Origin of the sequence: Micromonospora sp. NPDC047465, assembly GCF_040643125.1 — a bacterium.
Lineage (GTDB): Bacteria > Actinomycetota > Actinomycetes > Mycobacteriales > Micromonosporaceae > Micromonospora.
In genome coordinates this window covers 286851-301535 of record NZ_JBEYTP010000004.1, presented here as the reverse complement: position 1 = coordinate 301535, position 14685 = coordinate 286851, and the positions used below count along the sequence as shown (strand labels likewise).

The following is a 14685-nucleotide window of genomic DNA, read 5'->3' as shown; positions in this document are numbered from 1 at the left end:
CAGGATGGGTGACCGGCGACGAGGTCTACGGCGCCGACCCCGGCCTACGCGATGACCTCGAGCTGCGCGGGATCGGCTACGTCCTGGCCGTCGGCTGCGATCGACGCGTGCACGTCAACGACGGCCGCACCCTCGTGCGCGTCGACGACCTCGCCGACCGGATCCCCACCCGGGAATGGCAGTTGCACAGTTGCGGGCCGGGAGCAAAAGGTCCCCGCGACTACCTGTGGGCCTGGATCACCATTGCCACACACCCTGATGAGCATCGGTGGTTGATCATCCGCCGTAACCGCAGCACCGGCAAGCTGGCCTTCTACCTGTGCTGGTCACCTCGCCCGGTGCCGCTGCACACCCTCGTGACCGTCGCCGGATCCCGCTGGGGCATCGAGGAGTTGTTCCAGACCGGGAAAGGCCAGGCCGGCCTGGACCACTACCAGGTCCGTAGCTGGACCGGCTGGCACCGCTTCATCACGCTGGCCATGCTCGCCCTGGCCGTCCTGACCATCCTCGCCGCCATCACCGTCGAGCAACCCGACGCCGACCCGGAGATCATCGCGCTGACCGTCGCTGAGATCCGCCGGCTCCTCAACGCCTTCGTCCTCACCGCACCGCTATCACCAGCGCACACCCTGCACTGGTCAACCTGGCGACGAACATCCCAAGCCCGAGCCCGACGATCCCACTACCAGCGCAGACGGGCAAAGTGACGTTGGAGTATTAGGAACGGAGTACGGCCGGCCGGGGGCGGGCCGCTGGCCTGCACCGACGATTCATCCTTCGGGCCACCTGGTCAAGACCAGTCCGTGAATGGTCCGTGACCTGACATGAGGCGCTGCGGACCGCCCGAGGCCGCCCGCAGGGCGGGGCCCCGCAAGCGCGCAGGTACAAGTAGTCGACCCCTGCCCTGCAAAGATCAAGACTGCTGTCGGCCGGCTCGGCCGCACCAATGGCTGTACAGCCAACTCCTACATGGACCCGAAGCCCGACGAAACGGGGTCGTGGCAGTTGCCGTCGTCCAGTACCGTCCGAGCGGCAACCACGTACAGGACGGGGGCAACCTTGACGAAATCCTTCAGTACCCGTCGCATGCTCGCCTGGACCGCGCCCGTGGCGCTCGCGCTGACCGCGCTCGCCCCGGCCCTGCCAGCCCAGGCCGCGCCGAAACCCACGCCCACCGTCACCACCGGACCGGTCGACAAGGACCTCAACGGCGACGGGGTGCCCGACCTGGTCGCTGCCGGCGGTCCGGGCACCGGTCTCGGCTCCGGCGTCTGGTCCGCGCTCGGCGTCAAGTCCCACAAGACCGGCGTCGGCACCGGCGAGGTGCAGACCCCGGCCAGCAACATCGGCCTGCGCGGCAACGGTGTCACCGGCAACAACTCCCCAGCCGACTTCGATGGCGCCCAGGTCATCACTGGGCGCTTCACCGGCGTCGACCGCCAGGACTTCCTGTGCTACTACCCGACCGGAAATTCCGCCGGTAACGGTGGCGTCATCCGCGGCACTGGGGACGGCACGATGACCAACCCGGCGATCAGCGGCAACCAGTTCTCGATCTTGTCCGACAATCTGATCGATGCCAACGGCAACATCCCGCTGCAACTGGTGAATGCGTTCCAGGCTGACGGCGTCGACACCGGCATCCCGGACCTGCTCGGCATCGCCGGTGACGCCAGCAACGGCTACCGACTCGGCTACCACCCCAACTACTTCGCGCCGGGCCTCTACTACGGCGTCACCGGCCTGACCAACCCCACGCCGACCGGCGGGACCGACTGGCAGAACTGGAGCCTCGCCAGCACCGAGACCGCCTCGGGGATCGCGCTCTTCCTGCGCAACGCAGGCACCGGTGACCTGTACCTGTGGACCGGAGTAACCATGGTCGACAACGGCGACGGCACCGGCACGCTGACCCACACCCAGTACCAGGTGGCGGCGAACTGGAACACCGGCGTCGCGATCAGCACGCTGCAGGCCGCCGACATCAACGCCGACGGCACCCCGGACCTGTGGACCGTGCTGCCGGACGGCACCTACCGGGCGTACCTGATCTCCGGCCTGTCCAACAGCGGCACCGCGACGGTCACCGCCACCCGCGCCCGACAACTGGCCTAACCTACGGGCAGCCCATCGGACCTTCCGCTGAAATCGGAAGGTAGAGGGTTTGGCCCCGCCCCTGGCCACATAGCATTTCGCCGGACTCCTGAAGCGCCGACCAGCGGAAACGCCGGTCGGCGCTTCTGCGTCGCGCACCGAAATCCCGCCTGTCCGGTCCGCCCCTGGTTGACCCCGGATCCCCACTAATGGCCGCCCCTTATCGCAGGTGAATCGCACGGGAGGCCACCTGGCAGCAGCGAGGCTCCGTCCGCGCTTTCCCCCGGAAGACTGATGTAGCAGTGCCCGGGTGCAGGCTGCGAGCTGCAAGAACGCCTCACATCACGGGCCAAGATCAATCCGTGAATAGTCCGTGGACAGCGACAAACAGCGGCTCCGGGCCGCACACCACCGCACAGGTCGAGTGATCAACGCGGTGACGTATCCGCTGCTCAGATGGCGTTATTGCTGATCTTCGAGGTGCCCCCGGCAGGATTCGAACCTGCGACACACGGTTTAGGAAACCGTTGCTCTATCCCCTGAGCTACGAGGGCGCGAGGGCCTAGTCTAGCGACCGGGGCGTTCACCTGGGGTGGCAGGGAGTGGCCCACGTTCACCCACCCCCGTTCTCCCAGCCCAGGACCACACCCCGAGCACACGACCCGGGTTTGCGACCGGCGGTCGGCTGCGGTGACCCGCGTTGGCACGGGTTGACCCGGCTCGGCATCCGCTGGAGAGCAATGGCCCTGCCGCAGGGGGCCCCACTGTTTCGGTTCGGCGACGCGTGTTGATTCCTCGTTCCCGACGGAACACGCCGGATTTCGGGCGCGCAGACCTGGCGCGTGCGGTGCGGACCTGAGCGGTCCGCACCGCACGCCGATGAGCGTCTTCAGCGGTGGTGGGTGTGCGATCTCTGTCGTGCGGCTCGCTGCCGCCGGAGCTGCTCGACGAGGGGGTACGGCGGCCAGGATGATCACATGTTGCTGCAGGTCATCCGGTTCTTCCAGGCCAGGCCGAACGAGACCGGGCCATGGGAGTCCTTGTACCCGATGCTCACCACCGCGCCCTTCGGAATGGCCGACGGGTTGATCACCAGAAGAGTGTCCGCATCCGCCTCGCTATGCGAGGGGAAGATCCGATCATTAGGTCGGGGCGGGGGCACGGAGTAGCAGGTTGAGCCGACCCTGACTTCCGCCGGCACGCCGGCTTCGGACAGCGCCTTTCGAACCGCGTCCGGGTCGGCGACCTGCTTCTTCGACAGGGTGAGTAGCACCGTCCCGTCGGGCTTGCTGGCCACGGAGAAGGCGACCAGCTGCGTCGGAGCCATGCTGGCCGGCCGCTCCGCGGACGGCGGCGAGGCGGGGCCCGAGCCGGTGAGCGCCGGCACGGCCAAGGCCAGCCCGGCGAGCATCACCCCGGCCGCGGTCACTGCGGCCAGCCGCCGTCGGCGCCGCGTATTGCCCGCGGCGATGATGTCCTCCGCCGGCCGATCCATGTCCAGGCCGGACAGGCCGTCCGCCACCGCACGCAGTACGTCTTGGTCTCTCACTGCTTGATCTCCTGAGTCTCGGCGGGTACCAGCTGGCCGCGCAGCGTCGCGACGGCCCGGGACAGGTGAGCGGTGACAGTTCCCGCAGCGATGCCGAGCACCTGAGCGGTGGTCTCGGTGTCCAGGTCCAGGAACGCCCGCAGCGCGACCACCTCTCGCTGGCGGGCAGGCAGCCGTCGCAGCGCCGCCATCAGCGCCGCGTCCACGCCCCCGGCGTCCTGGCCGACCGCCACGTCGTGCCCGTCAGCCAGGGCGACCTCGCGGCGGCGGCACCGCCAGGCCGACACCCGCACGTTCAGGGCGGTACGCACCACCCACGCCTGGGGAGCCGGGTGCCGGCTGACCTTCCGCCAGGACATCCAGGCCCTGGTGAACGCCTCTGCCACCAGGTCCTCAGCGCCCTCACGGTCGCCCGTGCTGGCCACTACCGCCCGCGCGCAGGCGGCCCGGTGGACCCGATAGAACTCTGCGAACTGTGCTTGCTCGTGTCCCACGTCCCGTACACGCCTGAGCCCCTCGGCCCACTTACCTCCGGCCCGAACTCGCATGAAGAAAATCATCTGCACCGCCGTCACGGTTGCCTGGCACGCCGAGCAACCACGGCAGTGGCGCCGTCGGTACCGTAGCCAGCCTGCGCCACGCCACGAGAAGAATGTCCCTGGCGTGGTCGTCGATTTCGCGCTTGATCGTCGAGGCCGGCCGCCCGAGCGCCCGCCCGATCGCGTTGAGCGACTCCTTGTCCAGCGCCGTCAGCTGACGGCGGCACGTGAGTGGTCACCCCGGCGCCCGTACCGGCCTCGCCATGCGGAAAGCCGGTGACGTCGATGGTCATCTCCGCGACACTTGCCGACGTGGAAGAGGTCGAGGTGGTCGTCGCCCATCACGAGCGCGCGACCCTGCGCGTCGGCGACGTGTTCCTGAAGATCGACGCCGATCAGACCCGCACCGACGTCGAGGTCGAGGCGATGACCATGGCGCCGACCCCCACTCCGGAGATCCTGTGGCGCAAGCCGCCCGTACTCGCGCTCGCCGCGCTCCCCGGGAGGGCACTCGGCCGCCTCGGCGAACCGTCGACCGCGTCGCCGGCGGCGTGGGCCGCGGCCGGTGCCGCCGCACGGATGCTGCACGACGCGCCGTTGCCGCCATGGCGCGGTCGCCGCCTCGACGACCTGGCGTCGCGCCTCGACGGTGAATGCCGGTGGCTCGTCACGAACGGCCTCCTTCCCGCCGACCTGGTCACCCGCAACCGCCGGGTTGCCGAGGCCGCGCTTCGGCCGTGGACTCCGGTGTTCATGCACGGCGACCTGCAGAGCGCCCACGTGTTCGTCGACCAAGACGAGATCACCGGCGTTCTCGACTGGTCCGAGGCGGGCCAGGGCGACGCCCTGTACGACCTCGCCATCCTGACGCTCGGGCACGAGGAGCACCTCGGTGACGTCGTCGCCGGCTACGGCACCGACGTCGACCTCGACGTCATCCGTGCGTGGTGGTCTATGCGAAGCCTGCTGGCGATCCGCTGGCTGGTGGACCACGGCTTCGACCCGGCCGCGCCAGGCTGCGAGGTCGACGTGTTGAAATCCCGGATGTGAGGCGCACGAGCCCGCCTACCACGAGTGTGCGCGATCTGCCGCGTGCCGCGGTGCCGTGCCGTCCGATCATGGCTCTCCTCTGTGTCATCCATGAAGGAGGGGAGCCGGTCAAGGGTGGGGTTTGACCTGTTGACCTTGTTTTGCCCGTCTTCTGGCAGGGTTTCGTCCGGACCCCCGTCGGCCCAGGCCGGAACAGCTCGAACACCCGGTTCATTCTCGCGCTGCGGCGAGCCGGGCGGCCGGTGTCCGCAGCGCCAGCGCGGCGGGTGCCAAGCTGGCGAGGACGGCGACGCCGAGGCAGACGGCGGTGATCGCGCCGATGGTTGCCCATGGCACGACGATCTGCGGGTGCGGGGTCAGCGGGACCAGCGTGGCCCGCAGACCGACGAGCGTGCCGGCCGCCAGTGTCCCGGCCAGAGCGGTTGCCGCAACCGCGATCAGCGTCGCCTCGGTGGCGACAGTCCGCAGCAGTTGCCGCGGCGTGGCGCCGGCCAGCCGGAGCAGGGCGAATTCTCGCCTCCGATCGGCGGCCGCCATGATCAGTGTGTTCGCGATGGAGATCGTGGCGCAGAGCAGTGCCATGCCGAGCAGCGCCAGGAGGGCGTGGCGGTTCATGCGGTCCTGTTCGGCGTGGGCCGCCGACACGTGGTCGGCCACGGGGACGATCGTGGAGCCGCCTGCGGTGGCGACCCGGTCGAGCGCGGCGTCGCCGTGGGTCACTGTGGAGTCGCGCGCGAGATACACCGCGTCTGCGCCACGGCGAGGGCCGTGCTGCCGGCCGAGGTCCCAGGGCAGTAGCAGCGTCCGGTCCAGGTCGAGCGAATCGTCGAGCACCGCCGCCACCCGCAGCCGGACGGGTGTGCCGTCAGCCAGCCAGATCGAGACGACGTCGTCGAGCGACCACTTCGCGGACCGGCTCACCGCCACCGGCACGGGCTTGCCGTCGGCGCCACCGTACTGGTGGACGGCATCGACCGAACCGGCGAGGGTGGGCAGGTTCAGCACTTCGGTCACGCCGGCGCCGACGTACATCGCCGGAAGACCCTCGATCTGGTCACCGCGTCGGACGTACGCCTCCGCACTCCGGACGGGAACGGCGGCGCGTACCCCGGGCTGCTGCCCGAGGGCCGTCACCGTGGCCTCCCCGATTCCGGCGGAGCTGGCGGGGGTGACCACCGTGGCGGCGGTGATGCGGTCCTGGGCCGACCGCTGCTGTGTCTCCCACAGGGTCGCGGTAGCCGCCAGGGTGGTGGCGGCGAGACCGATGGTGACCAGTATCGGCGTGGCCGTCGACGCCGTGCGACGCTTGGCGGCGAGGGCGTTGCAGCGGGCAAGCTGCCCGGTGCTGCCCGCCAGCGGCCAGCCGACCACCCGGACGAACAGTGGAACGAGCACCGGGGCCAGCAACGCCGCGGCGATCAGCGCGAGCTGCGCATCGACCAGGAGCAGGCCCAGCCCGTCGGGTCCGCTGGCGGGCACGGCCGCCAGCAGGGCTCCGGCACCGGCAAGGCTCAGCAGCCCGAAGATCCACCGTCCGACGGTCATCACCCGCCGATCGACTGCTGCCTCCCGCATCGCGTCGAGGGGCCGAACCCGCGCCGCCCGCCGCGCGGCAACCATGGCCCCGGTCAGGGCGACGAGCAGTCCCACGCCCATCGCCGCAACCAATGGCCACCACACGGGCCGCGCGGTGAAGCCGGGTGGCGCGAGGCCGACCCGGGCGAGCCAGGAGGCGAACGGTGCCGCCACGACGGTCCCCAGCGCGCCGCCGGTGGCCGACGCCAGCACGCCCACCGCCAGCGCCTCGCCGAGCACCAGGCGCCGCAGTTGCCGAGGCGTGGCCCCGGCGGTCCGCAGCAGGGCGAACTCCCGCCGGCGCTGCACGACTGCGAACGAGAACGTCCCGGCCACGACGAAGACCGAGACGAACGCGGCCACGCCGGTGGTGGAGCCGAGGAGCGAGGAGGCGAAAGCGAGCTTGTCGCCGTGGCGGTCGGGTTCCGCGAGGGATCGGGCGTCTCCCGTCAGCACCCGCAGGCCGGGCCGGGAGATCCGCTGCGCCAGGTCAGCCGCCCTGGCGCCGTCGGCCATCCGGATCGCCACGGCCTCGATGCGACCGCCGGCCAACTCGTTGACCGTGTCGTCGCTGAGATAGATCGCGCCTGCGTCGTCGTCCACCACGCCCGCGACGGTCATCGCGCGGGGACCGGCGGGGGTCTGCACGACGATGCGCTCCCCGGGCGACGCGGAGGCCGCGCTGCCCAGCACGACGTGTTCGCCGCTTGTCGGTGGACCGCCGGCAAGGAGGGAGTACGGGTGCATCGCGGCGCTGGACCAGGGTCGGGCGTAGCCGTCCCAGCCGTCCACGTGCACCGGGACCCGACGGTCGACCACCACCTCGTCGACCCCGCCCATGGCGGCGATGCGAGCCGGGATGTCGGCCGGTACCGGGGCCGCGTCGGCTGTCGTTGTCGTCTCCTGGACCGCCGCGTCGCCGGCGCCGTAGGTGACCGTCACCGTGTCGCTGCCGGTGACGACCAGGTCGGCGTTGGCGTACCAGTCGGTTGCCTGATCGCGTCCGAGGGTCGCCGCCAGGCTGAGACCGGTGATGGTCAGCAGGCACACCCCGAGAGCGAGGGCCAGGAACGACCCGACGAACGTGGTCCACCTCGCCTTGAGCGTCTGAAGGGAGAGGGTCAGCATGCGACGGCCGTTTCCAGCCCGGCCATCCGCTCGACGACCGACCGGGCGTCGGGCTGCGCCAACTCGTCGGCGAGGCGGCCGTCCGCCAGAAAGACCACCCGGTCGGCGTACGCGGCGGCGATCGGGTCGTGGGTCACCATCACCATCGTCTGCCCGTCCCGATCGACCAGCTCCCGCAGCAGCCGCAGGACGTCCCGGCCGGTTGCCGAGTCCAGCGCGCCGGTCGGCTCGTCGGCGAACAGCACCTGCGGCCGGGTGACGATCGCCCGCGCGATCGCCACCCGCTGCTGCTGCCCGCCGGACAACTCGGCGGGTCGGTGCCGGTGCCGATCGGCCAGCCCGACGCCGGCCAGCACCGCCCGGATTTCCGACCGGCTCGGTCGACGGCCGGCCAGCCGCAGCGGCAGTGCCACGTTCTGCTCGACGGTCAACGACGGGAGCAGGTTGAAAGACTGGAAGACGAAGCCGATCCGATCGCGACGCAGCAGAGTCAGTTCGGTCTCGGACATCAGGCCGAGGTCGTTGTCCCCCAGCCGGACCTTGCCGGCCGTCGGCCGGTCCAGCCCGGCCGCGCACTGCAGCAACGTGCTCTTGCCGGAGCCGGACGGGCCCATGACGGCGGTGAGGGTGCCGCTGGCGAAACTTACCGTCACCTCGTCCAGCGCCGTCACCTTGGCGGTGCCCGACCCGTACCGCTTGCTGACGCCATCCAACCGGATCATGTCACCGCCGCCCGGATTCCGGGCGACCCCGCGATCTTTCTGCATGGCTCCAGCAAAGCCCGCGTTTCAGCCCGCCGCAGTGAGGCTGCCCGGAGTCTTTCGAGGTACGGCCAGCCCTATCCCCGGCGCACGCCTGGCCGCCCGGCCAGCGAACCGGGGAGGAATCGACCATGCGCCGGCAGCATCGAGAACTGAGGGTCCGCAGGCTGGCACAGCCTGCGAGCGGCCTTACCGGCAGGGTCAGCGGCGGCAGGCAGCGCCGCCCAGTTCCCAGCCGACCGTCACCCGTGACGACAGCCCACGATTCAGATGGCCAACTACAACTACGGGCTCGTGGTGGTGCCGCAACGTCCCGCGCGACGACGGACAGCGCCGTTCCCGCCCGGCAGGCGCTGGGGCGTAGGGCCCGACGACGCCCGCCGGCCCGCCCTGACGGGCCGGCGGCGTCCTCGACGGTTGGTCAGCGGACGAAGGTGACGTCGGGGTGCCTCGGCGACGGACGGTCGAGCAGCGCCCGGGGTCGCTGGCGGAGATGCTGGTCGAAGAAGGCGGTGAGGTAGGCGCGTTGGGAGGTGACGATCCGGCCCGGGTCGACGGTGCCGATCAGGCCGGCGACGAGTCCCTCCGGCAGCGGGAACGCCGCGTCGAGCTGCGGCAGCAGCACCTGATGGTCGGTGAAGGTGAAGTGCTGGCCCTCGGGGACGTACAGGTCGAGCTTCCAGCCGGTCGAGTTCGCCCAGAACGACCGCCAGTCCGGGGCGTCCAGATGGGTGTACGGCCTGCCGCCGACGAGACCGGCGCCCATCAGCAGGAACGGGCGATCCAGCCCGTGCTCGGCCACGTCGCCGAGGTCGTCCCTGCCGTACGCCATGCTGCCGTCCAGGTCCGCTCCCGCGTCCAACCGACGGTCGGCGAGCATCGCCTCGGCAGTGGTGAAGCCACCGGCCGAGTGGCCGAACATGCCCGCGCGGGACAGGTCCAGCGCGGCGCCGAGGCCGCGCGGAAGCGGGCGCCTGCCGGCGTCGGGGTTGCCGCCGCCGGCGAGGACGGCGAGCTGGTCGAGGACGAACCGGGTGTCCTGGATCCGGGTGCGGATCTGTGCGCGCATGAGGTCGCCGGGTTCCAGGTCGGGTAGACGCTGCGTCTCCACGCGTCCGCCGGGGAACTCGACGACCGGCGCCTCGTACGTGTGGTCGACCGTCACCACGACGTAGCCCCGGCTGGCCAGTTCCCCGACGAGGACCGTGCCCTCCGCGCGGGGCCGCTCGCCGCCGGGCGAGTACACGACCACCGGGAATCCTCCGCGCCTGGCGCGGGCGGGCGCGCCGGCACGGGCATGGGTGGTGATGCCGGCCCAGTCGACCTGCCCGGCGGGGATGCCGAGGGTGCCGGCGAGATTCTCGCCGTACCGCTGCGCGGCCAGCGGCGGCAGGTACGGCGCGAGTGGTTCGCCGCCCGCCGGGCGAGCCGGGTACCAGACGGTGACCATGAGTTCTCGCGGCTTGGCGGCCACCCACGGATCGGGCCGGCCGTGGTCGACCAGATGCAGTTCGGTGGCGGCGACGGGGTGCGGGCCGGTCGGTGCGGGAAGACGCAACCGCAGCGGCGCGCTCGTCGCGGGCGGCGGGGCCGCGCCTGCTTTCGGGTCCGGTGCGGCCAGGGCGAGAGCCGCCGGCGCGGTCGGCACCATCGCCACCGACACCGCGACCGCGACGCCGCCCAACAGCCATCGTCGAGAAATCGTTCGCATGCGGCAAGGCTCGCCCGGGGCGCCCGTCGACGGCATCTGCCGGAAGTAACCATGTCGCCCCTGAGAAATCTCAGGGACGGCGGGCCTCGGGCCGGGGAGAACCACAGTGGACGGCAGGTCGGCCGGTCACGGGCCACCGGTTCGGCCCCGCGCTTTCTCCACGGCGGGCGCACCCGGGTCCTGACTTTCGTCAGGGCCGGCTGATGCCGATCGGCGGCTGTGTCGCGCGCGGCCGATTCCTAGCGTCGACGCCGAGATGGCACCTTCACCGGGAGAACGATGATCACATTACGCGGGTTGACGAAACGCTTCGGCGCGACGACAGCCGTCGACAACCTGACCCTGGACCTCGCCCCGGGCCGGGTCACCGGCTTCCTCGGCCCGAACGGGGCGGGGAAGTCCACCACGATGCGCATGATCGTCGGTCTGGACCGGCCCACCGCCGGCGAGGCGCTCATCGGCGGCCGGCGGTACGCGACCCTGCGGCATCCGCTGCGCGAGGTCGGTGCGCTGCTCGACGCCAAGGCGGTGCACCCGGGGCGGAGCGCACGCAACCACCTGCTGGCGATGGCCCGCAGCAACGGCATCCCCACCCGACGCGTGGACGAGGTGCTCGCCACGGTGGGCCTGACCACCGTCGCCGGCAAGCGGGCCGGTGCGTACTCCCTCGGCATGGGCCAGCGCCTCGGCATCGCCGGCGCCCTGCTCGGCGACCCCGGGGTGCTGATGTTCGACGAGCCGGTCAACGGACTCGACCCGGACGGGGTGCGCTGGGTCCGCCAGCTCATGCGGTCCCTGGCCGCCGAGGGACGGACCGTCTTCGTCTCCAGCCACCTGATGAGCGAGATGCAGCTCACCGCCGACCAACTCGTGGTGGTCGGCAAGGGCCGGCTCATCGCCGACGCCCCGGTGGCCGAGGTCATCGGGGGCAGTTCGTCGACGGCGGTGCTGGTGCGCAGCCCACAACCGGCCGGCCTGGCCGAACTGCGGCGCCGGCTCGTCGCGGCGGGCGTCGCGGTCGAGCAGGAGACGGCCGGCGCGCTCGTCGTCACCGGCGCCGGCGTCGAGCAGGTCGGCGACCTGGCGCACGAGATCGGCGTACGCCTGCACGAGTTGAGCGTGCGCGAGGCGTCACTGGAGGAGGCGTACATGGAACTGACCGCCGACGACGTCGAGTACGGCGCGCTGGCGACCACCCGATCGGGGGCGCGGAGATGACGACGGCCACGACAACCCTGCCCGCCGCCGACCGGTCGGCCCGGCGCGGCGACCCGACCGGCGGCGGCCTGACCGGTGCTGTCGCCAGCGAGTGGACCAAGCTCTGGTCGGTGCGCTCGGTCTGGTGGAACCTGCTCGCCAGTGCCCTGCTGATGGCGGCGGCGGCCGGGCAGGAGGCCATCTACGTGGTCAACGAGAACACCAACTCCGACCCCGCCGACGACCCGGGGGTGGTCGGTGTCGGCACCGTCGCGATCAGCTCCGTCCTCCTGGCGCAGTTCACGGTGCTCGCGCTGGCGATGCTGGTGATCACCGCCGAGTACGCGACCGGCACGATCCGGAGCACACTGCAGTGGACCCCGTCACGGGGCCGACTGCTGCTGGCCAAGACCGCCGTGGTCGCCGTGGTCACGTTCGTCGTGGGCGCGCTGCTCGCCGCGCTGGGCTCTGCCGTCGCCGACCCGGTGCTCGGTGAGTGGGGCCGGTTCCGGGCGGCGGAAACCGTCGGCGACGTGCTGGCGGTGGCCGCGTACCTGTCGTTGATCAGCGTCTTCACCCTCGGGCTCGGGACGGCGCTGCGCAGCGCGGTCGGCACGCTGACCACCGTGTTCATGATTCTCATGGTGGTACCGATCGCGCTCGGCGCCCTCGACATCGAGTTCGTCAACCGGCTCGTCGACGGGCTGCCGGGGGTGGCCGGACACCACTTCATGAGCGGCGACGCCGATCCGTACCCGCCGGCGGCCGGCCTCGCCCTGCTCGCCGCGTGGGCCCTCGCCGCGATGCTCGCCGGTTACGCGGTGCTGCGGTCCCGGGACGCCTGATCCGGGGCCCGGTGGCGGCGGTCCGACGCGGACCGCCGCCACCGGCGTCGTCCACCAGGCCGGCGTCGTACGCGACGATCGCGGACTGCACCCGGTTCCGCCCGCCGAGCCGGGCGAAGATCGTGCTCCGGGTCGTCGCCGGCCGCCGTCAGTCGGACATCCGGTCCTTGGTCAGCAGCCGACCCTCGACGAAGCAGAGCCGGTAGGCGGCCTGGCCGAGGGGGAAGTTGCCGTCGGTGTAGAACTCGCAGGAGGCGCCCGGGGGAAGCGGCCAGTCCGCCGGGTCCGGCCGTTCGACGACCTGACGGTCCGGCAGCAGGCCCCGCAGTTCGGTGCGGTACTGACCGATCCGCATCCGGTCGAAGTCCGCCGGAGCGAGGACCGCGTCGAAGGTGGCGAACGGGTAGTAGGCCAGTGACAGCACGCCGGCGACCACCACCGGGGCGGTCACCGCGACCACGAGGCTGCGCCGCACCCGCCGCCGCGCCTCACGCAACCTGGTCGCCGACGCCGGCCGGGCCGGACGTACGCCCTCGTCGGCGTCGACCGACGCGGCACCGGCGGCGTGGGGCAGGCGGGCGGTGACCTCGAAACCGCCGCCTCGTGGCCCGGCGCTCAGCGCACCACCGGCCAGCCGTACCCGCTCCCGCAGGCCCAGCAGGCCGGAACCCGTCGAGGACACGCCGGGCAGCAGATCGCCCGGCGGCGGCTCGTTGACCACGCTCACCACCGTCTGCTCGGCCGAGCGGGTCAGCACGACGGTCACGGCGGCGCCCGGCGCGTGCCGGGTGGCGTTGGTCAGCGCCTCCTGGACCACCCGGTACACCGCCCGCTCGACCATCGGCGGTGCCGGCGTGTCGGGCCCGTCCCAGCTGAGCCGGACCGGCATCCCGGCGTCGCGGGCCCGCCCCACAAGGTCGGCGACACCTTCGGCGGCCGGCCGGGTCGGAGCCGGCGCGCCGTCCTCGCGGAGCACGCCGATGATCTGGGCGAGCTGCTCGGTCGCGGCGGTGACGCTGGCACGCAGCTCCCCCGCCGCCCGCCGGTGCCGCTCGTCGAGATCGGTGGCCAGCTCCAGCCCGCCGGCCTGCAACGCGATCAGGGCCAGGTCGTGGCCCAGGGAGTCGTGCATGTCCTGCGCGATGCGGGTCCGCTCCCGCATCCGGACCCGCTCGGCGGCGGCGCGCTGCTGCCGTTCGAGCAGGTCGGCGTGTTCCCAGCCGGCGTGGACGAGCGCCCGTTGCTGGCGGCGGTAGCGGCCGACCAGCCAGGGGAACACCCCGACGAAGAGCAGGGTGGTGGTGAGGAAGAACCAGGTGGTCACGCCCGAGCCGAGGACGCCGGCCGTCAGCGCGGTCCCGCCCGCCGCGATCGCGGCGAACGTGTACGCGGCCGGCCGGGCCCGGGGCATCCGCAGACCCACCAGGTAGCTCATCACCGGAATGGCGAACACGAAGTTGCCCTCGAACGCGGTCGGCACCACGACGATGAGCAGGGAGACCGTCGGGTGGTGCCGGCTGACCACGACCGCGAGGGCCATCAGCAGGAGCGAGCCCGCCAGCCGCCAGCCGGCGTACGGGCCGGTCGGGGCGACGACCAGGTCCCAGGCGATCGGCGCCGACAGGACCGCCCAGAGCGACACGTCGGACAGGGCCTCCACCCACGATCCCCCTGGCCGGCGTCGTCGCGCGTACCCGGCCCACCCGCCGGAGGGCGACCCGCCGGAGCGGAGAAAAGGCAGCCGCCGCCCGCCGCGCCACCAACCTGCCACGCGGCCCAGGCTACAAAGCCCACCACCCGCGTCGTCACCCACGAAAGTCAGGTCGTCGGCACGACGGCCCGGGCAGCCTTAACCGCCTCACCCGCCGGTGGGGAGCATCGGAGTGACCACCGACAGCTCCAGGGCGGCGGGCAGCGGCGCGACGCCCGGCCCGCCGGCGCGCACCCAGTCGGTGATGTCGTCGACCACGGAGTCGTGCAGGACGAGGCCGAACCAGACCGGCCGCGCGCCGGCCCGTCGCGCCGGCGGCGCGGGGTGGACGACGACCAGGTTGGACTGCGCGCAGAGGTCGAGGCAGGCGCTGACGCGTACCCGGTGCGGCGCCGGCAACGCGGCCCGCAGTCGCCGCAGCTGCGCGTCGTGGTCGACGGCGGGGTGTTTGCGGGTGCTGCCACAGCAGCAGTCCCGGCACACGGTGACCAGACAGCCCGGTGCGACGGTCATGTCCGACTCCTT

Annotated in this window: 12 protein-coding genes and 1 tRNA gene; 5 read left to right on the top strand and 8 right to left on the bottom strand. The window is 71.9% G+C overall.

The window, feature by feature from the left end:
* The coding region (locus tag ABZ793_RS07070) for a transposase (protein ID WP_357453145.1) at positions 1-707 on the top strand (707 nt) is incomplete at its 5' end.
* Positions 708-1086: 379 nt separating this feature from the next.
* Entirely contained in the window at positions 1087-2115 is a 1029-nt protein-coding gene (locus ABZ793_RS07065; RefSeq protein WP_357453142.1) for a hypothetical protein, read from the top strand.
* Between the two features lie 460 nt (positions 2116-2575).
* Here the strand turns inward: ABZ793_RS07065 and ABZ793_RS07060 are convergent.
* From ABZ793_RS07060 to ABZ793_RS07050, 3 genes are all read right to left on the bottom strand, one after another.
* Positions 2576-2648: transfer RNA gene (locus tag ABZ793_RS07060), tRNA-Arg, on the bottom strand.
* A gap of 419 nt (positions 2649-3067) precedes the next feature.
* The gene (locus tag ABZ793_RS07055; protein ID WP_357453139.1) at positions 3068-3616 is read right to left on the bottom strand and encodes a hypothetical protein; all 549 of its coding nucleotides are present in this window, start codon (positions 3614-3616) and stop codon (positions 3068-3070) included.
* 23 nt (positions 3617-3639) lie between these two features.
* On the bottom strand, positions 3640-4191 hold the full coding sequence (locus ABZ793_RS07050; protein ID WP_357453136.1) for a sigma-70 family RNA polymerase sigma factor: 552 nt from the start codon (positions 4189-4191) through the stop codon (positions 3640-3642).
* Positions 4192-4467: 276 nt separating this feature from the next.
* On the opposite strand from ABZ793_RS07050, the gene ABZ793_RS07045 reads away from it, so the two are divergent.
* Entirely contained in the window at positions 4468-5232 is a 765-nt protein-coding gene (locus tag ABZ793_RS07045) for an aminoglycoside phosphotransferase family protein (protein WP_357453199.1), read from the top strand.
* A 210-nt stretch (positions 5233-5442) separates the two neighbouring features.
* Here the strand turns inward: ABZ793_RS07045 and ABZ793_RS07040 are convergent, their stop codons facing one another.
* The 3 genes from ABZ793_RS07040 to ABZ793_RS07030 form a co-directional block, all read right to left on the bottom strand.
* Complete coding sequence (locus tag ABZ793_RS07040) at positions 5443-7935, bottom strand: FtsX-like permease family protein (protein ID WP_357453133.1); 2493 nt, start codon at positions 7933-7935, stop codon at positions 5443-5445.
* Entirely contained in the window at positions 7929-8657 is a 729-nt protein-coding gene (locus ABZ793_RS07035) for an ABC transporter ATP-binding protein (protein WP_357453196.1), read from the bottom strand. The genes ABZ793_RS07040 and ABZ793_RS07035 overlap by 7 nt, the downstream gene beginning before the upstream one ends.
* Positions 8658-9117: 460 nt before the next feature.
* Positions 9118-10407: a lipase gene (locus tag ABZ793_RS07030; RefSeq protein ID WP_357453131.1), complete on the bottom strand. Its 1290-nt coding sequence runs from the start codon at positions 10405-10407 to the stop codon at positions 9118-9120.
* A gap of 279 nt (positions 10408-10686) precedes the next feature.
* Between ABZ793_RS07030 and ABZ793_RS07025 the strand changes: the two genes are divergently transcribed.
* The gene (locus ABZ793_RS07025; RefSeq protein ID WP_357453129.1) at positions 10687-11625 is read left to right on the top strand and encodes an ATP-binding cassette domain-containing protein; all 939 of its coding nucleotides are present in this window, start codon (positions 10687-10689) and stop codon (positions 11623-11625) included.
* Positions 11622-12449: an ABC transporter permease gene (locus ABZ793_RS07020; protein ID WP_357453125.1), complete on the top strand. Its 828-nt coding sequence runs from the start codon at positions 11622-11624 to the stop codon at positions 12447-12449. The genes ABZ793_RS07025 and ABZ793_RS07020 overlap by 4 nt, the downstream gene beginning before the upstream one ends.
* Positions 12450-12597: 148 nt before the next feature.
* Here ABZ793_RS07020 and ABZ793_RS07015 read toward each other — a convergent pair whose 3' ends face one another.
* Together ABZ793_RS07015 and ABZ793_RS07010 are read right to left on the bottom strand one after the other, a co-directional pair.
* Entirely contained in the window at positions 12598-14109 is a 1512-nt protein-coding gene (locus ABZ793_RS07015; protein WP_357453122.1) for a histidine kinase, read from the bottom strand.
* 198 nt (positions 14110-14307) lie between these two features.
* On the bottom strand, positions 14308-14673 hold the full coding sequence (locus ABZ793_RS07010; protein ID WP_357453119.1) for a hypothetical protein: 366 nt from the start codon (positions 14671-14673) through the stop codon (positions 14308-14310).
* Positions 14674-14685: the final 12 nt, after the last annotated feature.